Source organism: Verrucomicrobiia bacterium (assembly GCA_036405135.1).
GTDB lineage: Bacteria > Verrucomicrobiota > Verrucomicrobiia > Limisphaerales > JAEYXS01 > JAEYXS01.
Map to the genome: position 1 here is coordinate 14,613 of DASWYF010000020.1, position 25,867 is coordinate 40,479.

Consider the following 25,867-nt stretch of genomic DNA (forward strand, 5'->3'; position numbering starts at 1 on the left):
GGAAACTCTGCCTAACGTTCCGGGAGGGCTTGCTCAGGCAGCAGCGTCGTCGTTTGACGACTTGGAAAGATTCACATGAGCCCGGCCTTGGAACAGCGCAGCAGCAACATGACCGTACGAGCGACAGGGTTGAGTTCCACCGCCAGGTACAATGGAAGTGCATCCGTCTGGCTGGAGGCGGGGCACGTGGTGGTGGACCATCTGGGCAAGGTCGTACATCTGGGTGACTCGATGGCCCGTTGGCTGGGATTGAAACAGTTCACGCCGGGCCAAAGCCTCGAACAAACTCTTGCCCCCCGCTTTCCCATCCTGCCGCTGGTTTTTCACGAGATATTGCAGAGCGAGTCGGGTGGTGCGGTTGAATTACGCTCGAGCGATTCCGAATCCGCCGCATGGGTGCAATGCGAAGTGGTGCCCGGTCCCGCCTGCCAGTTCCTGCGGTTCGCTTCCATTTTGCCTCCCCTGTCAGAACTGAGCGAAGGCGCTTGGGATCAGCATTTGCAGAGTGATGCCGCCGTACGCGAGATGTTCCTGCGATCAGTGCGCACCGAAGCACAACTGGGGAGCATCACGCAACGCTGGCCGGGTGTGATCTTCAGCCAGAGTGCGGATTACGGTTTCAGTTTCGCCAGCCAGCGCATCGAGGAGCTTACAGGTTATACGTTGGAGCAATTGCGTCATCGTCCGGGCTTGTTCTGGCAGATGGTCCACGAGGCGGATGCTGACGATTTGCAAACGCAATGGTCCAAGCTGGACCGCCAGAACTCATCCATATCCGTCTCTTACCGTTTGCGTCACGCCACGACGGGACGGGTGGCTTACATCATGGATCAGCGCGAAGCCATTTTTAGCGAGAATGGATTGTTGCTCGGTTTTGAAGGGGTCTGGCTGGATGTCACCCGCCAGACGATCGCGGAACGGCGGCTCTCTTCGGCTGCCTGGAAAGAAACCATCGCCGTGCTGACGATGGGATTGGCCCATGATTTCAGCAACATCATGGCCGGCATCCATTCGCTCAGTGAGGCATTCACGGCGGAACTGGACTCTTCCCATCCCCACCATGAAGGTCTGGCGCTCATCCGCCAGAATGCGATGCAAGCAAGTCATCTCGTTCGCCGCATCCTGAGCCTGCACAATGACAAAGTGGGCGAGCTCAATTACTACAATCTTAACGAGGTGGTGGCAGACACGGTAGAACTGATGCGCAAAACAGTCCCGCGTCGCATCGACATCCGCACAGTGTTGCATGCCGAAGGACTGCCGCTCTTCGTCGATGCCGTGGAACTGCGCCAGGTGGCGATCAATCTCATGGTCAATGCCATGGATGCGATGCCGTTGGGCGGTATGCTTGAAGTATCCACATCATTGCACGAGAACGTGGATGCCGCCGGACTCGTGATCGGTCATGTAGGCCGTTCGCCCGTGATCTGCCTGACGGTGAAGGACACCGGTTGCGGCATCCCGCAGAGCAAACTCGGTTCTATCTTCGATCCGTTCTTCACCACCAAGGCGGTGAACAAAGGCTCGGGTCTTGGTCTTTACAACGCCCGGCTTTTCGTGGAGAAACATCACGGTGCGATCAGCGTGGACTCGCATTTGGGCGCGGGCGCGACATTCAAAGTCTGGCTGCCGCAGGCGGATTTCACGGAGAACGACCGTGTGGAGCCCACGGGCCTGCCGGTGAGACACACGATCCTGCTGTTGGGGCGCAGCGGCCGTCCGATGGAGCGCATGCTGCAATATCTGCGCGAACACGGGCTCTATGTGGTAGGCTGCCTCAGCGCGGATTCCGCGCAAGAAGCCTTGAGCAGTCCGCAGTATCAGTTCGCCGCTGTGCTGGGATTGTGTGACCGGGACAGTGAATGGATATGGAGCTTTCTGGGCACCCAGCGCCAGCTGCGGAGCCCGTTGAAAGCGGCTGTTCAAATCTTGGGCCATAATGTCGATGAGTTGAACACTCAGTTCATGACGGGGGCAGACATGATATTTTCTCCAGACACATCCGAGCTGGAATTGCTGACGCGGTTGCAGAGCCTGCTGCCTGCCGCTGAACCGCCGACGCCATGAGCACGTCCACAGCCAACAACACTTCGCCACACCGCATCCTCATCGTAGATGACGAGGAGATCGTGATGGTCGGCCTGCGCGAGACGCTCACGCGCGCGGGGTATCAAGTAAAGACATCTTCAAATCCTCTGCCCGCCTTGGAACTGCTCCAGCAGGAACAGTTCGCCGTGATCATCTCGGATCATCAGATGCCGCAGATGACGGGTTTGGAATTCCTGGCATTGGCCAAGCAGATCCAGCCGGATGCCACACGCATCTTGATCACTGCAGTGTTGAGCCTCGATACGGTGATCGATGCCATCAACAAGGGAGAGATATACCGTTTCATCGTCAAACCGTGGCTCCGGGAAGAATTGCTGGCGACCGTGAAGAATGCCGCCCAGCGCTTCGACCTCTTGTGCAAGAACGCTTTGTTGCAAGCGACCACGCTGGCGATGAACGACAAGCTCACCCAGTTGAACCGCGAGCTTGAAGCGCGTGTGAAGCAGGTGGATGAACAAAACCAGCGTCTAGCTGTGTTGAATGAAGCGCTGCAGACGAACCTGTTCCGTTCCGTGGAATTGTGCCTGCATACGATGGAGTCTTTTTATCCCACGTTGGGCAGCCAAGGCCGTCGAGTGCATGATATCTGCGATGCGATAGGCCATTCACTGAATTTCCCGCCTGAGCAACAACAGGCTTTTGAGATCAGCGCCTGGCTGCACGACATCGGTCTTGTAAGTGTTCCGCGCCAGATCATCCGCAAGTGGCAGACGGAACCTCACAAGCTCAATGAGAGCGACAAGGCGATCATCCGGCAGCATCCCATCTTGGGCCAGGAGCTTGCCCGCTTCGTGCACGATCTCGAGATTGTGGGCCTGATCATCCGTTCGCATCACGAGCGCTTTGATGGCCAGGGCTATCCCGACATGCTCCAGGGTGAGCAGATCCCATGGTCCGCACGTCTTCTCGCGGTGGCAGTTGGCTACGCGGACAGCATCTATTTGACGGATAAGGACGCGCTCGAAGCCGTCAAACTTGGCAGCGGCAAAGCTTACGATCCAGAAGCAGTCCGGGCATTTCTGCGGGCCTTGCCCGATGCTCAAATACCAGCGCGCCAGCGTGAAGTGCTTTTGAGTGAATTGCGTCCCGGCATGGTGCTCGCCCGCGGCATCTATACTCCCAGTGGCATTCTCCTCATCCCTGAGGGGCAGCAGTTGAATGGGCCCTCCATCGATAAATTGCTAAACCACAATCAAATTAATCCGATAAGCCAGTCGTTAGTAGTCTATTGCTAATGACTTCCGGAAGCAGGTTGGCTGGCGCACCGTCGCCGGCTGAGTCTGACGGAGCGCGTGCCCAGTGGTGGCGCAATCTGTTCGAAGGCTCAGATGATGCCCATTTTGTCTGCCGTTCCAACGGCGAAGTGGTCGAAGCAAACCGCCGTGCCCGCGAGTTCTTCCCCTGTCCGCCAGGTGAGCGGTTGAATCTCCTCGATTTGTTGACGGATCAGGTGGCTGCGAGAGTCCGTGGTATCCTGGCGCGTCGGCGCGATCATCAGGAAAGCATCAGTGGTGTCTCCCTGCTCACGCATGGACGGCTTACGCTCATCGCCGATCTCGTGCTCACTCCGCTGGGGCCGACGTGTGCTTTGTTGACGTTGCGGGATGCGACACGTCGCTGGCGGATGGAATCGCATATGCAGCGCCTTGCCACGGCGATCGATTCCACTTCAGATGTCTTTTATCTCACGGATGCCGAGTGCCGCATCACGTTCGTCAACGCTGCATTCCAAGATGTCACCGGGCACAGCATCGAGGATGCCTTGGGGCGCGATTCCAATTTCCTGCGTGCTGAGCACCAGGAGAAGACGGTCAAAGAATATCTAAAAGCCGTTCAGGGAGGACGCGACTGGTCTGGCGAGCTGGTGAATGTGCGCAGTGATGGCAGCACGTATCCCGTCGCGGCCACCATCTCACCGATCAATGATCGCAATGGTGAATTCATCGGGTTCGTGGCGAATGAACGCGAGATCACCGCCTGGAAGCGGCTGCAGGATGAAGTGCTGATGGAGCGCAATTACGCGCGCAGCATCATCGATTCCATCGAGTCCGCGATCTACACGGTGGACCGGCACCTCAAGTTGACGCATGTGAACGAAGCATGGCGCAAGTTTCCCGCCGAGCATGGCTGGCTTGATATGAAGCAGGCACCCAGGACGGGCGCATATCTGCTGGATCACGTCCGCAGTTTAGAACAGAAGGAGCAGTTGCGCGGCTACTTTGAGCAGGCGCTTTACACACGCCAGCCGGTGGAGTTCCAGACGAATTGCGGCGGGCGTCACTGGTTCTCGCGCATCTCCCCCTGGCTGCATGCGGGCGAGGTGATCGGCCTTATCTATCAGGTTTCAGACCAGACGGGTTTTCATAAGTTGCAGAACCAGCTCTATCAGGCGCAGAAGATGGAGACGGTCGGTACACTGGCCGCGGGTGTCGCGCATGATTTCAACAATCTGCTGCAAGTCATCCGCGGCAATACGACCTTGCTGGGCATGAACAAACAGTTGTCTGAGGACGTGCTGGCACGTCTGCAACAGGTTGATCGCGCCGCTTCCCGTGCCGCCGAGATCACACAGCAGCTGCTCTCTTTCAGTCGCGCTTCCGAGGAGAAGATCACGATCTTCGATTTCAACCAGGCGATCGAGGAAGCCAGCCAGTTGGCGCGAAGGTCTTTGCGTGGAAACGTGGACCTGCTGCTGATGCCCTCGCCCGTGCCTGCTTGCGTGAAGATGGATGCGACACGTGCGAGCCAGTTATTGCTGAACTTGTGCGTGAATGCCCAGGATGCCATGCCTCAGGGCGGACAGCTTGCGCTGACCAACGGTGTCTCCGTCCTCTCCCATGAGCAGGTCACGCAGCATCGCCTGCCGATCGGCTCGCGGTTCGTGAAATGCAGCGTACGGGACACGGGCACCGGCATTCCGGCGAATGTGCTGCCGCGTATCTTTGACCCATTTTTCACGACCAAGGGACCGGGCAAAGGCACTGGCCTGGGACTGGCCGTAGCACACAGCGTGGTGCGACAAGCGGGTGGTTTCCTCGAAGTGGAAACGGCGGCCGGCGAAGGCACCACGTTTCATATCTATCTGCCGTTGGTGGAGGGAGGAAACACGGCTTTCGTTAAGAAAGCCCCGAGCACTTTGCCGAAAGGATGCGGTCGCATCCTGATCGTGGATGATCTGGATATGATCCGGGATTTCGCGGCGAATTTCCTCACGGCAGCAGGGTTTGAAGTCGTCGCCGCCTCCGATGCCGATGACGCGACGACGAAACTGCACATGGCCGAGCAGCCTTTCGACCTGATGTTGACGGATTATAACATGCCGGGCCGTAACGGCGTGGAACTGATCCATCATGCAGCAGTGGAATGGCCGGAGATGAAGTTTATTCTGGCATCGGGTTATCTGGAAGAGGAGGAGCGGCAGGCGATCGAGAAATTCCGGGACGTTCGTGTGTTGCGCAAGCCTTACAACATGCATGAGGCGGTCTCGCTGATCATGAACCAGTTGCAGAAAGGGCATTAAGAATGACCAATGAGGAAACCTGAACGACCAAGGAATGAAGCAATGACAAGTATCTAATCGCCGTGTTTTCCACGAGTTCTGGAATCTAAAGCCAAGTTTGCTCTCATTTCATGTCTTCATTCGTCATTTTTCATTCTTTCGTCATTAACCTGCAGGTTCACAAAGATTCCTTAAGGCCAGCTTTTCTCCTGCCGATACAGCTTCTGAGTAATGTTGCGCTATTGCACTTATGACTGATCTACCTGTCGCGTTGGGTCGCCTTGCCGACCAGATTGCCTTGGAGCTGGCTTTTGCCGAGCCGGGCAAGGACAATGGTCTGCTGCCGATCAACAGTATGCTGGGCCAGGTCGAAGATTTGCTGGCTGAAACGCCCGACGCAACCGTGACCGAAGGCCTGGTCTTTGCCAGAGAGGTGCTGGATAGAACTTTTTTGGAAAGCGGACTGTTCACCACTGAAGTGCTCGCTCAGCTCAACCTCTGGACTCAGTGGTTGCAAATGGCAGCCAAGGCTTTGGAGGCCGCCACCAAGCCGGCTGCATGGGGCGTCCCCGGCGAGATCTCCTGCAAAAAGGAAAGCCCGCCTGCAAACCCGGCTTCGCCCACTGGAGATGAATTCATCGAAGAAGCGCTGACGCTCAATCTGGAGAATGATGCCGAGTTGTTGCGCGAGTTCATCAATGAATCGCACGAACATCTTCAAAACATCGAGCTGGGCGTGCTCACGCTTGAGGAACATCCGACGGATGGAGACACGCTTAACTCCATCTTCCGCGCGTTTCATACTTTCAAAGGCGGTTCTGGGTTCCTGAATCTCCGGCCCATCAACAAACTGGCGCATGAGCTGGAATCCCTGCTTGATCTCGCCCGTCAGCACAAGCTCGCCATCACGGCACCGGTCATCAACTTGATCCTTTCCGGTGGTGATACGTTGAAGCGTTTCGTGCAGCAGATCGACGCGCAGATCAGCGGTAATGCACCGGAGACGCCGGTGGTCATCCCCATCGGTGGGTTGCTGGCACGAATCAAAGCGGTCATCGAGGAGGGCGGCAAAGCTGAAGCAATGGCGCCCGTTGTCGAAGAGAGAGCAGTCATCGCTCCGGTGGGAACTGCTCAAGCCATTCAGGCGGACAACGCAACTGCATCTGAAACCACGCCCAAGGCGGGCATGAGCGCGTCTTTCGTGAAGGTGGATACCGTCAAGCTCGACAGTCTCGTGGATCTTGTCGGTGAGATGGTCATCGCGCAATGCATGGTGGCGCAGGATAAAGAAATCGTACGCAATGCGAATCCGTTGCTGACACGGAATCTGGCCCAGCTCGGTCGTATCACGCGTGAACTGCAACGCACAGCGATGTCGCTTCGCATGATGCCGATCCGCTCGACGTTCCAGAAGATGACGCGACTGGTCCGCGATCTTTCCCAGAAGGCCGGCAAGCAGGTGGAGTTGCACCTGAGCGGAGAGGACACGGAACTGGACCGCACGATCGTGGAAGAGATCAGCGATCCGTTGATCCACATGGTTCGAAATGCCGTGGATCATGGTATCGAACGTGCCGAGAAGCGGATGGCACAGGGCAAAGCGCCTTTCGGCAAAGTGTGGTTGCGTGCGTATCATAAAGGCGGCAGCATCGTCATCGAGATCAAGGATGATGGCGCGGGGCTCAATGCAGAGCGGATCAAGCAGAAAGGCATTGAGAAGGGCCTGCTGGCACCGGATGCGAACCCGACGGACAAGGAGATTTTCAATCTTATCTTTGCACCAGGTTTCTCAACGGCTGAAAAGATCACGGACATCTCTGGCCGTGGTGTAGGCATGGATGTCGTGAGGCGGAACATCGAACATTTGCGCGGACGTGTGGAGATCGAATCCGTGCCGGGGCAGGGAACGACGTTCGCGATCTATCTGCCTCTGACCTTGGCGATCATTGATGGATTGCTGGTAAGCGTGGGTACTGAAAAATTCATTCTGCCGACTCTGTCGGTGCGCGAGTCTTTCCGCCCAGCACCGCAGATGATCTCCAGTGTGCAAGAGCGCGGTGAGATGGTGAACGTGCGCGGACGTCTGCTGCCTTTGTTGCGTTTGAACCGTCATTTTAACATCACCACAAAAGCATCTCGTGCGGAAGAAGGCGTGATCGTGGTGCTCGAAGCCGACAACGAAAGCCGTTGCGTGCTGGTGGATGAACTGCTGGGCAAACAGGAAGTCGTGATCAAGACGCTGGGCAGCATGTTCAAGGAGAGCCTTTCGCTCGCTGGTGCCGCTATCTTGGGAGACGGCCGCGTGGGCTTGATCCTGGATGTGAACCATCTCGTAAAACTCGAAGCTGACGTGCTCTCCCGAGCCGCTTAAACCTCAACCAATAAATTTATGGCAACCACATTGAATGAAACGGCCGCTACGACCGCACGTGCGGTGGCGGGCAAATATCTGACATTTGCGCTGGGACGCGAGTCCTACGGCGTAGCCGTCCTGAAAGTGCGCGAGATCATCCGCGTGGTGGATATCACCGCCGTGCCGCAGATGCCCGAGTATGTGAAGGGCGTGATCAACCTGCGTGGCAAGATCATCCCCGTGGTGGATTTGCGCATCAAGTTCGCCCTCGCCAAGGCGGAGACGACCGAGAGCACGTGCATCGTGGTGGTGCAGATCCAAGGTGCGAGCGGGCTCAAGACGCAGATCGGACTCATCGTGGATGCGGTGGAAGAGGTCACAAACATCGCCGCCTCGGACATCGAGGAAACGCCCGACTTCGGCACCAGCCTGGATACGGAATACATCCTCGGCATGGCCAAATTGAAGGGTGGCGTGAAGACGCTGCTGGACATTGACAAAGTCCTGCTGGCCGGGGCCATCGAAAAGATCACGCAGAAGGCGCAGCAAGGTTGAGCCGGGGTCACTTCCAGTACTGCATCAGCACCTTCACGTCACGCTGGTCGTTACGGCGGAGGATGGCCACCATCTCGCGTTGCTTGTTGTTGATGGAGACAGTGACCGTCACCCGGAAAGTGACGCTGCGGGTGGAGAGAATGCGCCCCAGATTGCTGATGCCCTGGGCACTGAAGCCCGGTACGCTGGCGAGTTCACCGACATTGCGGAACGGTGTGTCGTCCTCGGTGCCCTCCGCGCCATCAAGTCCGCTGCGTGTGGTGATGATGGATTGCGCGGTCGCTTCATCAATGCCCGGGATGAGCCGCAGCACGTTGGCCGGGGCGGTGTTGATGTTGATGACGCGTGCCGAGATGGGTGTGAAAAGGTCCTTCAAACCGACAATCACCACGTTGTCCGGTCGCACGCCCAGGTTCCGGTTATACGGTGTCTCGACCACATTGCTGCCGGGTCCGTAATATAGCTCCGGCGTGATGCCCTTGATGCGCAGCAATTCGTCCAGGTCATCGATCGGTCCGTTCTTGGGCGAGTACGGCGGAGACTGGGAGAGATAGTAATCTGACTCCGCACCATTCAGCATCGTGGCATCATCCGTATCCCGCCAGTCGAGGATGCAATCGACGGCTTCCGATGCGAGCGTGGGGTCCAGGCCGGCGACTTCCATGGCGAGCTTCAGCGCGACATCGTCCGCGAGGTTGATGTTATAATAGCGTTCGAGGTCGATGATCTTGATGGAGAAAGTGCCCGACCCGACTTGGTTGTTCTCCAAGGACAAGGCCGCGAGGATATCATTGGTGCCCATGGGGCCGCCCGCCCATTTCTGATTCAACGCATCGTAGTTGCCCTCGTTCGGCACGGTCATGTGCTGGCCAAGGATGTAGCGGGCGAACTCCACACCGGAACGCCCCAGCCACTCGGTCTCAGTATCAAAGCTGGCGTTTCGCGCGAGCTTCACCTCCACCGCCATGGACTTGGCGAAGCCGAACGCGATCACCCCGAGCACGGTGATGACCATGAGCACCATGATCAGCGCGATGCCGGAGCGATGAGACTGTGAGCGTAACTTCATTATTGGCGTGGAGGTCGAATCACTGGTCCCGTAGGCGGACCGGTCGGTGGTCCAGGATTGTTAGGTTGTTGGGGATTGTTGCGGTCCCGGTTATTATTGTTACGCTCGCGGTTGTTATTGTTCCGATTATTCGATCCCCCCGCCGCATCCGGAAACTGGTAATCTTTAGTGATCGCCGTGCCCGCCAGATAGATCGTCTTGGCCTCGATCGGCACAGAGGAGCCGTACACCCCATTCTGCCCGCCAAATGCCAGTGATACCCGGATCATGCGCGGAACCGAGTTCGTCTCCAGCCACTCATAAGCCCACTCCTGAGCCTGATCATCCCAGAACTCCAGCGCGAACTGGCTGATGTTCGTGGAGAGCGTCACGGTGTAAGGCTCCTCGGTATCCTGCAGTATTTGCATGGTGGAGGATTGCAGCAGTTTCAACTCGTTGTTGCCGCCAGCACCTTGCACCACTTGGAAGGCCACGCGGCGGATCGGGTCGTTCGGGAACAAGCCGCTGCCCGGAAAGCTTGCCGGTGGACGGGTTACGAAACTTAGATAGGCGAAGTCCGATGAAGTATCCGTCTCGAAGCTGTAAAAAGCCGCGTTCTCCGTGAAATAGACCGTGGAAGCCAGGGCATCTTCCAGGCACTTCACTGTGATGCGATTCCGCTGCACTTCGGCGGCGGCTTTTGCACCCGCGCGGGAACTTCTCAGGATGGCAGCCCAGCTCGCGTAGATGGCGCCGATGATCACCATGAAAATGCCCATGGCGATGAGGATCTCCACGAGGGTGAAGCCCCTTTTCCCATATCGTTTGCAGGCTATTTTCACGGGCTTTATCTTTGTCTCACGGAGTTTCCCGTCGCACCCCGGCCGGTGGCCGTCGTGGATTGCCCTGCTTGCGGCGCGCCTTGCGGGCGGAACATCAGTACTGTCAGCGGGGTCTCCACCAGTTTGCCGCTCAGCGGCTGGCTCACCACGATGTCCACCTGGAACAGGCCGTTTGAGGATACTTCGGTTGCCGTCCACGTGTATTGGATCTCCGGATGTTCCGGGCCCAGATCGCCGGACTCGCTGGTCTCTTCCAATTGGTTCGTGAGCGCTATCATCGAGGCGACCACGCCCGGATCTGCCATTGGCGTCTGCAAGGCGCGCGCCAGCTTGAGATTGCGCGAGGTCAGCTCCAGGATCGCGAAGATGGCCATGAAAAACACCGCGATGGCGATCATCACCTCCATGAGGGTGAACGCTGTAGCAGGGTGTTTTTTGATGGCGATCCTCATTTGTCCACTACTTCATGGCCGCCAGCTCGGCTTCTGTTTTCATCTCGGCATGGCCGGTGACGACATCCAGATGCACCATGCGCCGTTTGTTCGTCGAAGGCTCAAACATCACCGCCGTGAATTCATCGCATGTCCCGTTCGGGTAGAAACGCACACGCACCACGCCTTCGCCCGATTGGACGGAGTCCTGAAAATTCACTGCCAGCATCTCGAAGGCGATGCCCTCGGGCATCTGCGCCGTGAACCCCGAGCTGTCCGCAGTTCCCGCTCCGCCATCTGCTGAGACAGAACTGCCCGCCGCACTGCTTTGCACACGCAGGCTCGTGCCCGCCTCCGAGGCCGAGATGACGAACTCCGCAGGTGTTCCCGTCAAAATCGCCGCCGCCCGTGCCGAGGCACAGCCCTCCATGAAATCATTCACCGCCTGCTGCAGCGGTTGACGTTTGAAAGTCTGCACAAACGTCGGCAGGCCCCAAGCCGCGATCATGCCCACGAGCATCACCACGATGATGATTTCCACCAGGGTGAACCCGTGGCGGCGCTTATGTGACTGTGGGCGGAGGCGCATCAGGAACTTTGCATGTTGATGTTACCCGTGATCGAGAACATGGCGCCCAGCACGCAGTATAGGAGGAAGCCCACGAAAACGGCGATGCACACGATCATCACCGGCTCGATAAGGTTCGTCATCACGCGTAGGCCGATCGCCAGTTCGCTCTCATAAGTGTCAGCCAGATTCTCCAGCGAGCCCGGTACATCACCCGTCTCTTCGCCGATCTTGAGCAGGTCGATCATCAGTTGCGGGAAGAGGCCGCTTTTGGCCAGCGGTTGGGCGATGGTTTTGCCATCCGTCACCTCTTCACGCGTCACGGCGATGGCTTCCTTGATCATCACGTTTGGCATCACCTGTTCGGTGATCTTCAAGGCATTGAGCACGGGCACCCCGTTGCGCAAGAGGGTGGCGAGAGTGCGGCAGAACTGGCCGAAGAGGTTCAGTTTCACCACCGGCCCCAGCACCGGCACCTTCATGCTCCAGCGATCCAGCGTGCGCCGGCCCGAGGGCGAATTCTTGTAACGGTAGAAGATCAGGTAAACCGTGATGGCCCCCAGTATCATGAGCCACCACCACTTGCTGAAGAAATTGCTCGTGCTGATCAGGAACTGCGTGGCTGCGGGCAGCGGCGCGTTCAGGCCGTTGAAGATCTCCATGAATTTCGGCAGCATGAACGTCATGAAGAAAAAGATGATCACCACGCCCACGCACGCCACCATCGCCGGGTAGATGAGCGCGGAGATGAACTTGGACCGCACCTCCGAGAAGCGCTCATAGTGGGCGGACAGGCGCCGCAAAACTTCCTCCAGCGCGCCGGATTGCTCACCCGCCCGCACCATGTTCACGTACAGGTCCGTGAAGATCTCCGGCTGCTTGGCCATGGCAGTGGAGAGGCTCTTGCCCTCCACCACATCCTGTCGGAGCTGCTTGGCCACACTGGAAGGGATACCCTTGGAGCTGATGCTGGACATGCTGTTCAGCGCCGAGGCCAGCGGCATGCCGCAATGCAGCAAATTCGCAAGCTGTTGGGTGAAGCGCGCCAGTTCCTGGAGCTTGGGCTTGCGCTTGCGGCTCAGAAACTTTTGTACCCCTGCAGGCAGAACCATGGCGGAAGACGCAGCGGAACTGCTGCTCTCCGGGCGGATGACCACACCGGCACCGCCGCCCTTGGAGGCAGTGACGCTCACCGGGAACAAACCCAGCTTTTGGATCTGCAGCAGTGCGGCTGGCCGGTCGACCACGTCCAGCATGCCCTCCACAATCTCTCCGGTGCGCTTGCGCGCACGATATGCAAACTGCGCCATATAAAGTCTCTAATAATGCACTAGGTTCAAAACCGGTCGCGGCCAAAAGTTCTCATCCGGTGTCCCTTTCCTATCCCACCGTCCAGCCCCGCTGGCAAGCCAGCTTCTTGGGGGCACGCGACAACTTACCATGCTCCCAAGGGCAATGCAGGGATTTTCAACGGTTTTTCTACTGGCAAAACCCTTCATTTTTACGATCCTCTTTCCTCTCCTTTTCACTGCCCATAATCTCGCACGCATCGGCCACTTGAATTGTCACACTTTTGTCATTCTTTTCAGAGCCTTTCCCGGTCTCCACTTTTTCTGGCCGCTGCTTTATTACTGGCCATTCTCATCGTGTTCCACCAAACTTTCCCATGTGCCAAGGCACCTGAAAAAAGCCGTATCATGAATTCATCCACCCCGCCTCCCCTCGATTTTCAGCCGGCCAACTACGAGTCACCTGCGAAAGCGCTTATGGCCGCCAAAGTGGCGATGGCCGCGCCTGCGGTGATGTTTTTGTTCAATCTCGCCTTCGGCACTGCCAAGCGCAGTTTTCCGGAGGGCGTGCCTCATGCCGTAGTGCTTGTCCAGGAAGGTGTATGCTTATTGCTCATCAGCGTCGGCCTCATCGCCGCCATTTATGCCCTGGTTTCCGTCCGCAAATTTGGCAGTCGCGGCATTTTGGGCCGCGGCATCGGCGGCCTGCTGCTGAACGGCTTTTTCCTCTTCATCTTTGTCACCAATTTTAGCGCCGCCCGGCAGAACCGCCTTCAGGCGAGGCAGGAGATGGATCAATTGGAATCTGCACTCGGCGATATGCGTGCGGACATGCGGAAGGAAATGGAAGAGACGGGCACGCTCGCCTCCGATGATGCTCATATCAAGCGCATTGAGAGCCAGTTCACCAAAGCCAGCGAGAAACTCTCTGGCTCGCAGAAGGCCCTGATGGAAGCCGGTGCCGCCTTTGCCCAGGCCATGCAGTTGGAGCTGAAAAAATACAATGAGGCGCTGGAAGACTTTCAGGCCGCAGACGCCTTCAACGGTGAAGGGATCACATCCAAGGAACAGATCGCCAAGAAACGCACCGCTGTGGAGAAGTTCATGAAGGTCAACCAGTCTTTCACCGCCTACCTCAGTGACTTGCCCAAGGTTTTCGAGAAAGAATTGCGTTCACGCAACATCTCCGAAGCAGAGGTGAACCAGGCCATGAAAGGCTTCATGGCCCAGAACCGCCGCCAAAGCCCCCTCATGAAGGAGATCCGCGCGTGCGATGACCGCGTGGGCAAGGCCGCCTTGGGGGTGCTGTCACTTCTCGACACTCAGTTCGGCAAATGGAAATACGACACGGCGCAGCAACAGATCGTTTTCCCGGATGACAAATCCATCGAAGAGTTCAATGGTTTTCTGGATGAAGTCCACAAAGCCGCAGAAGACCAGACGGCTGCCCAGCAAAAGATGCTGGCATTGGAAAAGTAAACATCTCAGGCGATTCCAAACGTCATCCGGAGAAATCAGGGATGATCTCAGTGGGGCGCAGTTTGCACTGCGCCAGCCACCTTCTCATTCAAACTCCCGCGCCGATACCCCTCCAGGTCCAGCGTGACATGCGCATACCCGATCTCCTTCAACTGCGCCGCCACCTGCCCATAAGACTCACCCGCCAGCAATCTCGGGATCTCACTCGGACCTACCTCGATACGCGCAAGGTGCTTCGTATTCGTTTCTGGTTTCTGGTTTTTAGTTTCTAGTTGGTGGGCTTGCGGTTGCCGGTTGTCTCTCGCTTGACTCGAAACCAGAAACCCAAAACTCGAAACACTTCCCCCCAACTCATGATGCCTCACCCGCACATCGTAGAAACCCAGATCGCGTAAAACTTTCTCCGCTTTCTCGATCATCCCCAGCTTCACCCGCGTGACCGGTTCACCATAAGGGATGCGCGAGCTGAGACACGCCATTTGCGGTTTATCCGCCGTGGGCAGGCCTAGCTCTGCTGAAAGCTCGCGAATCTCCACTTTCGTCAATCCGGCTTCTTTCAATGGCGCACGCACTTGAAACTCCTTCGCCGCCTGCGCACCCGGACGGAAATCTCCCACATCGCTCGCATTCTCGCCGTAGCAGATCACCGCGAATTTTTCCTTCACCGCGATCGGTGCCAGCTCCGTGAACAGCTCGTGCTTGCAGAAGTAGCAACGGTTCACCGGGTTCGCCAGATACTCCGCATTGTTGAATTCATCCGTGGCGATGACCCGCACGGGAAATTGAAAACGCTCCGCCAGCTCCAAGGCCTCCGCCAGCTCCTCACGCGGCAGACTCGCGGAATCCGCGATCACCGCCAGCATCTTGTCCCCCAGCACCTGATGCGCCACCACGGCGAGAAGCACGGAATCCACCCCGCCGGAATAGGCGATGAGGCAGGAACCGTAACCGCGCAGCAACTCGCGCAAAGCCTGTAGTTTCAACTGAGCCACACAAGCAAAGTGCCATGAAGCACCGCCCCTCGCAATGGCCTTCATCTTCACTAGAGCCTGTCATGAACTTTGAAGGAGAAAAGCGCGTGAGAAAGTTCGAGGTATAGCACCCTCTCCCCTTGGAGGGAAGAGGGCCGGGGTGAGGGGTGCCGGGGCTCCCGTCAATAAACACGGCCGATTCCTGTAAGGGGCACTCCTCATCCTCAATCCTTCTCCCCTCCTCCAAGGGGAGAAGGACGTAAACGTCCGACACTTGCCTGTGCCTACTATCATGAGCCAGTTTTCTACCGTTTTGCTCCAGAATAGTTCATGACAGGCTCTAGAGCAGACCGGAAAACGAAAAAAGCCGGCAGCACCCCGTGCCACCGGCTTCTCGTTCTTCTCAAAAACCTACTAATCCCCGCCGCCCTGCGATTTCACCGGGCGGAACGGATACACCCAGCTTGCAAACGCCCCGAGTTGACGCGTCTGCAACCACAGCCGTCCCTTGCCTGAGAATTTGCACACGAGCCCTTCACCGGAGAAGAACAGCGATTTGTAACCGCCGACCTTCCCCACGCTGTATTCCAGCCCGTCCGTGAACGCCACGATATGACCGGTATCCACCACGTAATTGCCATCCACCTCGATCTCCATCATCGCTCCGTACGTGTTGAACCATAGATCACCCACACCCGAGCAACGCGCGAGGAACAGCGATTCACCGGAGAAGAATCCCTTCACCAACCCCTGCCATTTCGACTCGATGTTCACACCCATCGTCGCTGCCACAAAAGCCGCGCTTTGCAGATAGATGATGTCGTTCTCCAGGTAAATGTGCTCCATGTCACCCGGTGAACCCGGAGCGATGCCGATCTCACCCGGACCGTTCTCTGCCGAAAACTCGTTGATGAAGAGGGATTCACCCGTGAGGAAGCGTGTGAGGCCGCCCTTCATCTTCGTCTTCATGCGAAGGTTCGTGTCCATGGTGGCCATGGAGCCCGACTCCACCTTGAGCGTCTGTCCCGCCGGGATCGTGACCGTCAGGTAACTGAAGTCCGGCTTGCCTGCGAGCTTGTATTGGTATTCAGAATGATCGTTGCGCATAGGTCGTTCTCCTTGCTTAGTTGCGCGGTTTCAACAGCGAACCCAGTTCCCAGCCGAAGCTGGACGGATTATGCGACTGGCACCAGACCGTGCCTTGCCCCTCGAATTTGCACACGAGCCCTTCACCGCCCATAATGGCGTTGAGCCAGCTCTTGCCCGGCTTCGTGATCTTGAATTGCAACGTCTCGTCAAACGAAACGATGTGACCGGAATCCACGATGTATTCCCCGTTCACCTGCTGCGGATAGATCGCACCGAAGGAGCTGAGGATGACCTTGCCCGTGCCCGAGATCTTCAACCAGAACACGCTTTCACCCGAGAGCAACGACTTGAAGCCCTGCCAGCCGAGGTCGATGTCCACCCCGTCTGAGCATGCCACGAACGAACCGCTCTGCACGATGATCGTCTCGCCTTGCAGGTCCAGTTGCATCATGTCACCCGGCAACGTTGTGGCCAGGAACAATTCGCCGCCGTTTGATCCGGCGGTGAAATGGTTCATGAAGAACGATTCACCGGAGAGCATGCGCTTCAAACCGCTGAGGATGCCTCCGCCTCCGCCGCGCTTCTTCGTGCTGGTCTCGATCGCCATGTCGCCACTCATCGCGATCATCGCGCCGCCTTCCGCAGTGATGGATTCGTTCGGTCCCAGCGCCACGCGCGCCGCCGAATTGCCCGGTTGGAAAATCAGATCGATATGCATGTTCGTTTTCCTTCCTGGGTTAGATGATGCGCGGGTTGAGCCAGCTCGCCAGACCTGTAAGGCTGCGCGTCTGGATGACGATCTTGCCGGTGCCCTGGATGCGCGTCACCAGCCCCTCACCGCCGAAGAAGCTCGAGAAGATGCCGCCCGCAAGCTGCACCTTCAGTTTCAATTGCGGCTCGTAACTGACCAGATGCGCGGTATCCACGATGTACTCGCCTTCCACTTCTTTCTCCAGCAATTCACCGTAAGCACCGATCCATGCCTTGCCCACGCCAGAGATGGTCAGTTTGAAAAGACCTTCCCGTGCGATGAACGAGGCAAAACCCGCCCACTTCAACCCCAGCTTGATGCCCGGGGTGGAGCAGATGTAAGCACCCGGTTGCAGGCACAGCGTCTCACCGTTCAGATCCACCTCGCGCATGTTGCCCGGCGTGGCCTGCACCAGCGTCACCTTGCAGACCTCGCCCGTGTTGTTGATGAATTCGTTCACGAACAGCGATTCACCACCCAGGAACCGCTTGCACAATCCTGAAAAGAATCCGCCGTTGAATTTCGTCATCATGTCCAGATTGGCCGACATGCTGGACATCGCATCCGCCTCCGCGATGATGCTTTCCCCCGGCTCCAGTAGCACATGCAGATGTGCAAAGGAGGGTGCACCTTTCATTTCTACATTCATTGTTTTCCCCCTGGGTTGGTCGCTGGTTTTTCTTCAGCGTTGGTTGATTTTGCCTCGGTCTTTTCGCCGCCTGTTTTGAGCTTGGCGCGCAGGCTATTTTGGAACGCCTCGAAATTCAAATCGAATCCGGGATACTTCTTGTCCTTTGGCAAACCCTTCGCCTTCTCCTCCAGCCGGGCGATGCGTTCGCTCGTGGCCGGATGCGTGCTCATGAAGGCCAGAGCCTCCTGCACCTCATGCATCGCCTCGTGCTCCTTCGCCAGTGTCTCAAAAAAACTGATCATCCCGCGCGGGTTCACATCCGCCTTCACCAGATACTCCCAGCCCATGTCATCCGCCTCCCGCTCATGATCGCGCGAATGCTTCTGGTTCAGGAGATAACGCGCCTTGGACGTGAACACGCCCACCAGATCGCCCACATCACCGAAAAGGAACTGGAAAAGGAAATACGTCCCCGTGGATTTCACGATGTTTCGCACGGAATGCCGGTTCGTTACATGCGCGATCTCATGCGCCAGTACCCCCGCCACTTCTTCCGGCGATTTCGCCTTGAGGATCAGCTCGCTATGGATCACCACATGCCCGCCCGGCAGCGCGAACGCATTGATCGTCGGCTCTTCCACGATGTGGAACTTGAACGGATACGGCTGCTCCCCGATGCCCTTAAGCAACGGCCCCGTCAACGCCTCCAGATGCTTCGCCAGCACTGGATCCTCGATCGGCGGATTGGCCGCAGTCATGGACTCGAATACCGTCTCGCCCAGCTTCACCTCCCATTCCGGCGGAATCTGGTTCGTCACCGCGTTCACCATCGGATCACGCGCCGCGAACAATCCTACCACCAGCGCCAGCACCACACCCACCACGCTCAACCACACCGCGAGATTAAAACTCTTCTTCCCCTGCACCTTCGTTAACTGTTCCTTGAAAGCCGGATTCTCATTGATCGCCGTCTCTTTGAGAATGTTGTGATCCGCCGTGTGCAACGCCGTGTCCGGCATTGAAGGATGCTTGAAGAAAAGTATCCGGTCAGAAGCCCCGCCCAGCGTGATGTTCAATCCCGCGATCGGCATCTCCAGATCACCCGCCTTCCCTGTGAACCGGATGGCAAGAGAACCCACCGTAATTACGCCACCGCCGCGCCCATTCGGAAACGCCGGATGAAACGCGCCCCCTTCATACGTGCGCGCCACCACCGCTCCCACTGGAACCCCGCCACCACCGCCTAGATTGTGTGCCTCCTGGCTCATATCACCTCGTGCTATGGTTCAGTGGACAGAAACCGCCCCGCTAATGCAACCTTTCTCACGCCCATTCTCATCCTCGATTCTCCTCGGTTGAGCTTTGAGCTTCTCTCCCTGACAGGAGTCCTACTCGCCCGTCTCAGCATCATCTTTGCCGGAAACGCCGTATTCGTTCAGTTTGTTGCGCAGAGTACGGATGCTGATGTCGAGCTTGCGGGCGGCGTGGGTGCGATTGCCTTCGCTGGCTTCCAAGACGCGCAAAATATGTTGCTTCTCGATCTCGGCGAGCGTGGGTAGCTCACCGCTAGCGTTCGGAACTGCGGCTGTCATGGCGGATGAACCGCTGCTGGAGGTTGGCGGCAGTTCGTTGATGGCGGCACCGGAGAAGCCAAGATGCTCTGGGCGAAGTGGTTCATTGTCTTCACACAGGATGACGGCGCGTTCGATGACGTTCTGCAATTCACGGACGTTGCCCGGCCAATCGTGAGCGGTCAGTGCAGTCTGGCACGCGGCTGAAATACCGGCGGCGCGGCTGCCGTGCTTGCGGTTGAAGCGGTGCAAAAATTGTTCAGCGAGGAAATGGACGTCTTCACGGCGTTCACGCAAAGGCGGCACGGCGATGGGCACGACGTTCAGGCGGAAGTAAAGGTCCTGCCGAAATTCTTTACGCTCCACGCTTTCTTCCAAGTGACGGTTCGAGGTGGCGAGCACGCGGACATCCACTTTCACGGTGCGATTACCGCCGACGCGTTCCAGTTCACGCTCTTGGAGGACGCGCAGGAGCTTGGCCTGCACTTGCGGCGAGATCTCGCTGATCTCATCGAGCAAGATGGTACCGGTATGGGCCAGCTCGAAGCGGCCTTCGCGCTTGGTCATGGCTCCGGTGAAGGCGCCCTTTTCGTGGCCGAAGAATTCGCTCTCGATCAAATTATCCGGGATGGCAGCGCAGTTCACCTTGATGAAAGGGGCATTCGCACGCGGGCTTTCACGGTAGATGGCGCGGGCAACGAGTTCCTTGCCGGTGCCGCTTTCGCCACGGATCAGCACAGTAGCCTGGGTGCGGGCGACTTTACGGATAAGCTGACGGAGCTGCTCCATAGCCGGGCTGCGACCGAGCAGTTCGTAACCCGTATCCTCGTCCTCTTCATGGCTGAGATACTGATTCACCCGGACGAGACGGCTGAAATCATCCGCTTTTTTGAGGATGAACTCGATCTGATCCCAGGAGAAAGGCTTGATGAGGTAATCGAACGCGCCATCCCGCATGCAGCTCACGGCGGATTCCACCGAGCCGAAACCGGTCATGATGACGACGAGCGGTTTCTGGGCGCGGGTCTGGATCTCACGCAAGAAATCGGTGCCTTCACCATCGGGCAGGCGGACGTCGGAGAAGATGAGGTCGAAGTTATCTTTCGCCAGCAATTCCTTCGCGGCGGCGATGGTGCCTACGGCGGCGACATCATAACGGCGCTGGCGGAGTTGTTGCTCCAGATTCTTGCGGACGATCAGATCGTCCTCCAGCACGATGATTTTCTCGACGGGCATCGAGTGCTATTACTATCAGACGGATTGGCGGCGGTAAAGTTCCGCGACAAAATGGGGTTTCTGGCGGGCAGCGGGCGGCACATGGCGGGCGGGAACAAGTCCGCGGCGCAAAAGGGCCTGCTCATTCTCGCGATCCAGCACCAGCACACGCATGATGATATCCTGCAATTGACGGACCATCTGCGCTGTCTCCGGCGGCAGGGGCTGGCCGGGAGCCATGCCTTGACGCGTAGCGCGGAGGCTTTGCAACGCGGCATCCAGGCGCGCGAGCAACTGTTTGCGCTGCTGGGCGACCTCGAAAGAGGACGAATTCTCCGTCTGCTTCAAAGCGCTGTTCTCGCGCTCGGTCAGCGCAAGGATCTCTTTGCACAAGGCCTGTTGCTCTTGGAGAACGGACTGGGTGGCGTCAGATGATTTCATTGGGTGACTGGAGAGGTGGCCGTGGCCGAGATATTCGTGGTGATGCTGGCGGCGCGCAGAGTGGAATTGGTGGACCACTTGATCTGCCCGAGGCGCCAGCGTGACATATCCACCACCAGGTTCACTGCCGGGGTGGCGTTCGTACCCAAGGCGGTGGAGACATCCAAAACTTTTTGATAAGCATTCGCCGCGCGCGCGGATTGCTCCAGCTTTTCATTGGCCAGACCGATCTGATAGAAGAGCGGCGCCTGCCAAACAGGAGACGAATCCAACTCCGTCAAACGCGAATAAATCTCCAAGGCGTTGAGGTAATCGCCATTCTTGTAGAGCTGGTTGCCGATCTCATTGCCGGTGCGTTGCTGCCAGTAGCGCCAGAGCTCGGGTTGCGCCCCGGCTTGCGATTGCTGGCCTGAGAGCAAGGTCATCACCTGTGTGGTGGCCTCGTTGTTGCGGCCCAGTCGGCGCAGTGTGTCGGCCAGAAGGAAGCGGATCTCGGCGATGTCAGCAGATTCAGGGTAACTTTCGAGGAAGAGATTCGCCTGGGCGACGGTCTCTTCGTTGCGCTGCAAGGCGGAGAGCGTGCGGATGAGTTTGCCGGCGATCTGCGGTTTGTTCAGGGATTCATCCTGAAGTTTGAGCAGACGCTTAAAGAAATCGGCCGCTTCCTGATAGCTTCCCCGGAGATAATAAGTATCGGCGATCTCCGTCTGGGCGCGCAAGACCAAGTATTGATAGTGCTGGAGATTGTCCTGCTTCAAATTCAGCGCCATGCTCATCACGGCGTAAAACTTGCCCAAGGCCATATTTGGAGCGCCCATCTGCCGGTAAATCAGGCCTTGGCGGAGATAAATCTCCGGGCCGACGGGATCATCCGGGAACATCGCCAGAAATTGGGCGTAGACCTGTTGGGCACGGACGAGGTTCTGACTTTCCTCGGCGATCAACCCCAATTCGATAAGGGCATCCCTTTTTAAACTGATAGGGGCCAGGCTTTGCGCCAGCTTCCCCAACACCTGCTCCGCCTGCTGCCAGTCTTTTTCCTGCCGCAGATTGCGCCCCAGATTCAACTGCGTTTCGTATTCTTCCGTCGGATTCAGTCTGGGCTGGGCTGAGGCATGAAGGTTGGCGGAAACGGGGAGATCCGCGACGAGCTTGGCATCAGTCGTTTTCGCCGCGACGTTCATGACGGCTGCGGGTGGCGCAAGAGCGGCCGGTTTGGGTTCGGCATGATTCTCCGAATGGTGGGGTTTGGGCGCCTCTTCACCTACGGCGATTCCGACGGATGCTGACAGGCATATCACGCAAAGCATGGCGGGAAGCCTCCAGAGGCTTCTGCTGACAGAGCGCGATGGCACGGTCTCATTCATCACTTTTTCTCAAAGGTGGCGGTGCTTGAGGGCACGGTAACGGGCGGTGGCGCAAAACCGACTGGTGCCAGGACGGTTGTGCTGGCCTGGTTCGTCGCCTTGCGGTCGCGAAAAAACTGCATCAACACCGTCGGTGACATCGCTTGCGCCTCGGGCAATGGCGCGATCATTTGTACATTGGTTGTCCCTGCGTTTGCGGCGGCATCCGCCGGGAGCACTGGAGAGCTTTCCACGACATTTGTGAGCGTGACTGTCACGAAGTTTGTAACTTCGATGATGTTGGTCACCGTTACCGGCTCATTCGTCGGCATCACCGAGGTAAGCGGCGGCAACTTGGCGCGTCCAGTTGTGCGCGGTTGAAAACGCAAAGCCGGCGGGCCTTGGCCGGGCAGATACACCGCCTGGGCTGCCAACACTGCTGACAGGCAGAACAGCATGACCAGGGAGCGGTGCATCATCATCTTTCTCAGGCTGCAGCGAGTGAGACGTTGTTCAAGGCATTCAATGCGTCCTGATAAGTCGCGACAAACGCCCAGTCCTTCGTCTCCTCGTAGTTGCCGCATTCGTTGCAGACCGCTTCAGAACCGACGATGCGTTGCTTCAACGAAAGCTCATGGCAAAGCTGCATGGCGGAGAGGCCAAGCCGGATGAGGTTCACATCGGCCGTCTTCAGTGCGCTCATGTCCAGAACGAGCTTGTCGATGCCGGCATCCACAGCTTCGGAAACCTTGTTGCGCAGATGCAGGGTGATCTCGTTCGCGGCGTTCGGGGTGAAGGTGCCGGGGAACTTGAGCACGAGCACACCATCCTTCTGTTCGAAGTAACGGTAAGAAGTGTCAAGATTCAGCGCCCGACCGAGCTTGCCCTTCAAGTCATCGAAATCGATAGGCTTGGTGATGAGTCCGGTGAAGCCGGCCTGCTGGGCGCGAACCTGTTCATCAGAAGCAGTTTTCACGCAGAGACCGAAGACCGGCACACTCTTGGTCTTGGTGCTGGCACGCAACATCTGGAACAGCGTGAAACCGCCGTTATCAGGCAAGGACAGGCTTACGAGGATCACGTCCGGGTTGTTCTGGCTGCAAAAGTCGATCGCTTCGCCGGTCTGGGAACGGCCTTGGATATTCCAGGGGATATCGGAAAGACCGCCACGGATCTGGTCGAGAATGGCAGGCTTGTCGTCCACGATAAGTAGGCTGATGGGATCATCGAAGCGCTTGGCGCGGGCAGCAGTGCCACCCTTGGGCTTCAAATCGATGACACGGCTGGACCGCTCGATCAACTGCTCTTCTTTGAAGGGCTTGATAAGATAATCCCGCACGCCCATGCGGGCGATGCGAAGTACGTTCTCACGGCCTGCCTCGGCAGTCAGCATGATGACGGGGATGTTCTTCAGCTCGGGGCTGGACTTGAGCTTCGCGAGCATCTCCGCGCCGTCCATGATCGGCATGGTGAGGTCGAGGATGATGAGATCAGGCTTCTCGCGGCTGGCCACGGCCAGACCCTCGACGCCGTTGGAGGCTTCGAAGATATCGCAGTCAAAGGGCTTGAACGCCTTGCCCACGATCAGGCGGATCGTCTTGCTGTCATCTACGGTGAGGATTTTCGGCTTCATGCTTTAGTTTAAACGGGAGGCTTGTTCCGCAGAGGTCACATCTTTCAAAAGAAGCTCCACGACGAGCTGGTTCTTGTGAGATTGGAAACTGAATACACGGCGCTGGGTGGAGCTGACGGGCTCGATGCTCAAGTGCTGGCCACGCACGATTGAAGGAATGGTGAGCACGCAAGGCATGCCGCGATCGGACAGGCGGGACTTGATGTTGCCGACGACCATGTTGGCAAGTTCGCCCATGGCGTCGTTAACCATTTCATCACCATCCACCTCGTGCTCTTCAAGTCCTAAAAGTTTGCTGGTCATGCACTTGGCGAAGCTGTTGGTCGAGTAAAGAAACACGACGCCGGTAAGGCGTCCGATAAATCCGACGGAGCTGGCCACGTGGGGTTCACCATTCTTGATGGGCGTGTCCTTCGGCTCTGGCGCCACTGGCAGGTTCAGCATGGTGCCAAACACCTCGCTGACCGCTGTCCCGATGAGTTGCTCGATATCCTCAATCATGTCGGTGGAGACATCGGCAGGGAGAGCGAAAGACTTTAGCAGGATTTCTTACCCAAGCATCCGTACTTTTCCCCTTAGGTATTTCAGGAAGGGTGCCGATATAGCTTCCGAAATGAGTGCCCAAGTGCTTGCCGCAGCCGCAGCCATCCAGTGCCGTCCGTTGACCGTCGCCGAGATCGAAAGCCGGCTCGCCGGCTGTGCCCGCCTGCCGTCCCTGCGCAGCATCGACAGCGCGCTCCGCGAACTGCTGAGCGCCGACCAGCGCTACACACAGCAAATCTCCGAAGTCATCCGCCGCGATCCGAGTTTGACAGCCCGGTTGTTGCGTTTGGTAAATTCGGTCTATTACGGGCTCACTTCGCCGGTTAAGAGCATCGAGGAAGCCGTTTTTTATCTGGGTGTGCGGCAGATCCGGCAACTGGCGATGGTGACGCCAGTGATCGAGGATTTTCAGAAGCTGGCAGGCAAGACGCCGTTTGGATGGCGCAAGTTCTGGCAGCATTGCATCGGCACGGCGATCATCACAGGTGAAGTGACGAACCTCGCGGCCACGACTCAGGATGAGATGAGCTATGTGGCGGGTTTGGTTCATGATGTGGGTGTGATCGTGATGTCTTCGGCGTTTCCGGACCATTTCCGCCTGATTTATTGCGGTTCGCAGCCTTTGCTGGATGACCGGAGGCCCTTGGAGCGGGAGATTCTGGGCATCGACCATGCGGAACTCGGGGCTTTGTATTTGCAACAACACCGGTTGCCTGAGGCGATGGTGGAGAGCGCGCGTTTTCATCATGAGCCGGAGATGGCGCAGAATTACCAGGTGACCGTAGCGGCGGTGCAGATCGCGGATGGCATCGCGCATGACGCGGGCCTGGATGTGAGCGAGGCACCGGATCGGGATGCATGGAAGAGATTGAGCGGGTGGCAGATCTTGCTGCCGGATCGTTCGGAGGAAGAGACTTCTCTGGCGTATGCGCAATTGCAGCGGAGTCAAGAACGGTTGCCGAAGATATTGGAAGGCATTGTCTGAGGTTTGGTCCGGAGCGGATATTCATCAGCTTCAGATCCTTGTTTCACCCCTTTATGCCCTTTGAAGAGCGGGACGATTCATGACTTCAAGCGGGCCATTCCGGAGCTTTTGAGGGCTTGAAAAGAGTCAAAATAAGGGCTTGCATCCGTGCGGGCCGAAGCATACTCTCACGCTCCTTTTTGAAAGGGTCTGGTTTGGACTGGACGATGTTTATTGTCTAAAACAGGCCGAAAATAGAGCAGATTATGGCAGTTACAATTCGCTTAAAGCGTATCGGTGCGAAGAACCACCCGTTCTATCGCGTGGTGGTTGCTGACCAACGCAGCCCGCGTGACGGCAAGTTCATCGAAGAGATCGGAACTTACAATCCTTCCCAGAAGGAGAACAACGTGACGGTCAAGCTGGATCGTGCAGACTACTGGATCAGCAAGGGTGCGCAACCCTCTGACACGGTGGCGAGCTTCCTGCGCAAGGCGCGTCGCGCCACGACCGCTGCGGCCTAATCCGGTATCGCGATA

24 protein-coding genes are annotated in these 25,867 nt (G+C 57.5%); 8 read left to right on the forward strand and 16 right to left on the reverse strand.

The genetic code is table 11. The annotated features are described in order from the left end of the window. Positions 1–75 precede the first annotated feature (75 nt). From VGH19_08620 to VGH19_08640, 5 genes are all read left to right on the forward strand, one after another. Positions 76–2,067 (forward strand): ATP-binding protein, encoded by a 1,992-nt coding sequence (locus VGH19_08620; GenBank protein ID HEY1171416.1) that lies wholly within the window; start codon positions 76–78, stop codon positions 2,065–2,067. Continuing rightward, complete coding sequence (locus VGH19_08625) at positions 2,064–3,344, forward strand: HD domain-containing phosphohydrolase (GenBank protein ID HEY1171417.1); 1,281 nt, start codon at positions 2,064–2,066, stop codon at positions 3,342–3,344. Before VGH19_08620 ends, VGH19_08625 begins: the two co-directional genes overlap by 4 nt. Then, on the forward strand, positions 3,344–5,629 hold the full coding sequence (locus VGH19_08630; GenBank protein ID HEY1171418.1) for a PAS domain S-box protein: 2,286 nt from the start codon (positions 3,344–3,346) through the stop codon (positions 5,627–5,629). The genes VGH19_08625 and VGH19_08630 overlap by 1 nt, the downstream gene beginning before the upstream one ends. Before the next feature lie 229 nt (positions 5,630–5,858). After that, positions 5,859–7,979: a chemotaxis protein CheA gene (locus VGH19_08635; protein HEY1171419.1), complete on the forward strand. Its 2,121-nt coding sequence runs from the start codon at positions 5,859–5,861 to the stop codon at positions 7,977–7,979. Between the two features lie 18 nt (positions 7,980–7,997). Next, a complete protein-coding gene (locus tag VGH19_08640; protein ID HEY1171420.1) occupies positions 7,998–8,516 on the forward strand; it encodes a chemotaxis protein CheW in 519 nt (172 codons plus the stop codon). A 7-nt stretch (positions 8,517–8,523) separates the two neighbouring features. Here VGH19_08640 and VGH19_08645 read toward each other — a convergent pair whose 3' ends face one another. Genes VGH19_08645 through VGH19_08665 form a run of 5 tightly spaced genes read right to left on the reverse strand, consistent with a single transcriptional unit; the run spans position 8,524 to position 12,715 of the window. After that, the gene (locus VGH19_08645; protein HEY1171421.1) at positions 8,524–9,585 is read right to left on the reverse strand and encodes a helix-hairpin-helix domain-containing protein; all 1,062 of its coding nucleotides are present in this window, start codon (positions 9,583–9,585) and stop codon (positions 8,524–8,526) included. After that, complete coding sequence (locus VGH19_08650; protein HEY1171422.1) at positions 9,585–10,406, reverse strand: prepilin-type N-terminal cleavage/methylation domain-containing protein; 822 nt, start codon at positions 10,404–10,406, stop codon at positions 9,585–9,587. Before VGH19_08650 ends, VGH19_08645 begins: the two co-directional genes overlap by 1 nt. Positions 10,407–10,411: 5 nt before the next feature. Beyond that, on the reverse strand, positions 10,412–10,858 hold the full coding sequence (locus VGH19_08655; GenBank protein HEY1171423.1) for a hypothetical protein: 447 nt from the start codon (positions 10,856–10,858) through the stop codon (positions 10,412–10,414). 7 nt (positions 10,859–10,865) lie between these two features. Continuing rightward, positions 10,866–11,426: a prepilin-type N-terminal cleavage/methylation domain-containing protein gene (locus VGH19_08660; protein HEY1171424.1), complete on the reverse strand. Its 561-nt coding sequence runs from the start codon at positions 11,424–11,426 to the stop codon at positions 10,866–10,868. After that, positions 11,426–12,715, reverse strand: coding sequence for a type II secretion system F family protein (locus VGH19_08665; protein HEY1171425.1), 1,290 nt, complete (start codon positions 12,713–12,715; stop codon positions 11,426–11,428). The genes VGH19_08660 and VGH19_08665 overlap by 1 nt, the downstream gene beginning before the upstream one ends. A gap of 387 nt (positions 12,716–13,102) precedes the next feature. On the opposite strand from VGH19_08665, the gene VGH19_08670 reads away from it, so the two are divergent. After that, positions 13,103–14,173: a hypothetical protein gene (locus VGH19_08670; GenBank protein HEY1171426.1), complete on the forward strand. Its 1,071-nt coding sequence runs from the start codon at positions 13,103–13,105 to the stop codon at positions 14,171–14,173. Positions 14,174–14,220: 47 nt separating this feature from the next. Here the strand turns inward: VGH19_08670 and larE are convergent, their stop codons facing one another. From larE to VGH19_08725, 11 genes are all read right to left on the reverse strand, one after another. Then, the gene (gene larE / locus VGH19_08675; protein HEY1171427.1) at positions 14,221–15,165 is read right to left on the reverse strand and encodes an ATP-dependent sacrificial sulfur transferase LarE; all 945 of its coding nucleotides are present in this window, start codon (positions 15,163–15,165) and stop codon (positions 14,221–14,223) included. Between the two features lie 393 nt (positions 15,166–15,558). Beyond that, the gene (locus VGH19_08680) at positions 15,559–16,251 is read right to left on the reverse strand and encodes a TIGR00266 family protein (GenBank protein HEY1171428.1); all 693 of its coding nucleotides are present in this window, start codon (positions 16,249–16,251) and stop codon (positions 15,559–15,561) included. Between the two features lie 16 nt (positions 16,252–16,267). Beyond that, positions 16,268–16,951, reverse strand: a complete 684-nt coding sequence (locus VGH19_08685) for a TIGR00266 family protein (protein ID HEY1171429.1) — start codon at positions 16,949–16,951, stop codon at positions 16,268–16,270. Positions 16,952–16,970: 19 nt separating this feature from the next. Continuing rightward, positions 16,971–17,621, reverse strand: coding sequence for a TIGR00266 family protein (locus tag VGH19_08690; GenBank protein ID HEY1171430.1), 651 nt, complete (start codon positions 17,619–17,621; stop codon positions 16,971–16,973). An 8-nt stretch (positions 17,622–17,629) separates the two neighbouring features. Beyond that, positions 17,630–18,883 (reverse strand): M48 family metallopeptidase, encoded by a 1,254-nt coding sequence (locus VGH19_08695; GenBank protein HEY1171431.1) that lies wholly within the window; start codon positions 18,881–18,883, stop codon positions 17,630–17,632. 120 nt (positions 18,884–19,003) lie between these two features. Further along, positions 19,004–20,422: a sigma-54 dependent transcriptional regulator gene (locus VGH19_08700; GenBank protein ID HEY1171432.1), complete on the reverse strand. Its 1,419-nt coding sequence runs from the start codon at positions 20,420–20,422 to the stop codon at positions 19,004–19,006. 15 nt (positions 20,423–20,437) lie between these two features. Continuing rightward, the gene (locus VGH19_08705) at positions 20,438–20,842 is read right to left on the reverse strand and encodes a hypothetical protein (GenBank protein ID HEY1171433.1); all 405 of its coding nucleotides are present in this window, start codon (positions 20,840–20,842) and stop codon (positions 20,438–20,440) included. Next, the gene (locus tag VGH19_08710; GenBank protein ID HEY1171434.1) at positions 20,839–22,152 is read right to left on the reverse strand and encodes a tetratricopeptide repeat protein; all 1,314 of its coding nucleotides are present in this window, start codon (positions 22,150–22,152) and stop codon (positions 20,839–20,841) included. The genes VGH19_08705 and VGH19_08710 overlap by 4 nt, the downstream gene beginning before the upstream one ends. 56 nt (positions 22,153–22,208) lie before the next feature. Then, a complete protein-coding gene (locus VGH19_08715; protein ID HEY1171435.1) occupies positions 22,209–22,670 on the reverse strand; it encodes a hypothetical protein in 462 nt (153 codons plus the stop codon). 5 nt (positions 22,671–22,675) lie between these two features. Next, the gene (locus VGH19_08720; GenBank protein HEY1171436.1) at positions 22,676–23,821 is read right to left on the reverse strand and encodes a response regulator; all 1,146 of its coding nucleotides are present in this window, start codon (positions 23,819–23,821) and stop codon (positions 22,676–22,678) included. Between the two features lie 3 nt (positions 23,822–23,824). Next, positions 23,825–24,322 carry a chemotaxis protein CheX gene (locus VGH19_08725; protein HEY1171437.1) on the reverse strand — a complete coding sequence of 166 codons (498 nt, stop codon included), beginning with the start codon at positions 24,320–24,322 and terminating at the stop codon, positions 23,825–23,827. A gap of 112 nt (positions 24,323–24,434) precedes the next feature. On the opposite strand from VGH19_08725, the gene VGH19_08730 reads away from it, so the two are divergent. Both VGH19_08730 and rpsP read left to right on the forward strand, forming a co-directional pair. Beyond that, complete coding sequence (locus VGH19_08730) at positions 24,435–25,349, forward strand: HDOD domain-containing protein (GenBank protein ID HEY1171438.1); 915 nt, start codon at positions 24,435–24,437, stop codon at positions 25,347–25,349. Between the two features lie 245 nt (positions 25,350–25,594). After that, positions 25,595–25,852, forward strand: coding sequence for a 30S ribosomal protein S16 (gene rpsP, locus VGH19_08735; GenBank protein ID HEY1171439.1), 258 nt, complete (start codon positions 25,595–25,597; stop codon positions 25,850–25,852). Positions 25,853–25,867: the final 15 nt, after the last annotated feature.

Excerpts from the sequence above, each read along its gene's own strand:
- VGH19_08620 (HEY1171416.1), top strand. The coding sequence starts at position 76 with ATGAGCCCGGCCTTGGAACAGCGCAGCAGCAACATGACCGTACGAGCG.
- VGH19_08625 (HEY1171417.1), top strand. The coding sequence starts at position 2,064 with ATGAGCACGTCCACAGCCAACAACACTTCGCCACACCGCATCCTCATC.
- VGH19_08630 (HEY1171418.1), top strand. The coding sequence starts at position 3,344 with ATGACTTCCGGAAGCAGGTTGGCTGGCGCACCGTCGCCGGCTGAGTCT.
- VGH19_08635 (HEY1171419.1), top strand. The coding sequence starts at position 5,859 with ATGACTGATCTACCTGTCGCGTTGGGTCGCCTTGCCGACCAGATTGCC.
- VGH19_08640 (HEY1171420.1), top strand. The coding sequence starts at position 7,998 with ATGGCAACCACATTGAATGAAACGGCCGCTACGACCGCACGTGCGGTG.
- VGH19_08645 (HEY1171421.1), bottom strand. The coding sequence starts at position 9,585 with ATGAAGTTACGCTCACAGTCTCATCGCTCCGGCATCGCGCTGATCATG.
- VGH19_08655 (HEY1171423.1), bottom strand. The coding sequence starts at position 10,858 with ATGAGGATCGCCATCAAAAAACACCCTGCTACAGCGTTCACCCTCATG.
- VGH19_08660 (HEY1171424.1), bottom strand. The coding sequence starts at position 11,426 with ATGCGCCTCCGCCCACAGTCACATAAGCGCCGCCACGGGTTCACCCTG.
- VGH19_08665 (HEY1171425.1), bottom strand. The coding sequence starts at position 12,715 with ATGGCGCAGTTTGCATATCGTGCGCGCAAGCGCACCGGAGAGATTGTG.
- VGH19_08670 (HEY1171426.1), top strand. The coding sequence starts at position 13,103 with ATGAATTCATCCACCCCGCCTCCCCTCGATTTTCAGCCGGCCAACTAC.
- VGH19_08680 (HEY1171428.1), bottom strand. The coding sequence starts at position 16,251 with ATGCGCAACGATCATTCTGAATACCAATACAAGCTCGCAGGCAAGCCG.
- VGH19_08685 (HEY1171429.1), bottom strand. The coding sequence starts at position 16,951 with ATGCATATCGATCTGATTTTCCAACCGGGCAATTCGGCGGCGCGCGTG.
- VGH19_08690 (HEY1171430.1), bottom strand. The coding sequence starts at position 17,621 with ATGAAAGGTGCACCCTCCTTTGCACATCTGCATGTGCTACTGGAGCCG.
- VGH19_08695 (HEY1171431.1), bottom strand. The coding sequence starts at position 18,883 with ATGAGCCAGGAGGCACACAATCTAGGCGGTGGTGGCGGGGTTCCAGTG.
- VGH19_08700 (HEY1171432.1), bottom strand. The coding sequence starts at position 20,422 with ATGCCCGTCGAGAAAATCATCGTGCTGGAGGACGATCTGATCGTCCGC.
- VGH19_08705 (HEY1171433.1), bottom strand. The coding sequence starts at position 20,842 with ATGAAATCATCTGACGCCACCCAGTCCGTTCTCCAAGAGCAACAGGCC.
- VGH19_08710 (HEY1171434.1), bottom strand. The coding sequence starts at position 22,152 with ATGCTTTGCGTGATATGCCTGTCAGCATCCGTCGGAATCGCCGTAGGT.
- VGH19_08715 (HEY1171435.1), bottom strand. The coding sequence starts at position 22,670 with ATGATGATGCACCGCTCCCTGGTCATGCTGTTCTGCCTGTCAGCAGTG.
- VGH19_08720 (HEY1171436.1), bottom strand. The coding sequence starts at position 23,821 with ATGAAGCCGAAAATCCTCACCGTAGATGACAGCAAGACGATCCGCCTG.
- VGH19_08725 (HEY1171437.1), bottom strand. The coding sequence starts at position 24,322 with ATGATTGAGGATATCGAGCAACTCATCGGGACAGCGGTCAGCGAGGTG.
- VGH19_08730 (HEY1171438.1), top strand. The coding sequence starts at position 24,435 with ATGAGTGCCCAAGTGCTTGCCGCAGCCGCAGCCATCCAGTGCCGTCCG.
- rpsP (HEY1171439.1), top strand. The coding sequence starts at position 25,595 with ATGGCAGTTACAATTCGCTTAAAGCGTATCGGTGCGAAGAACCACCCG.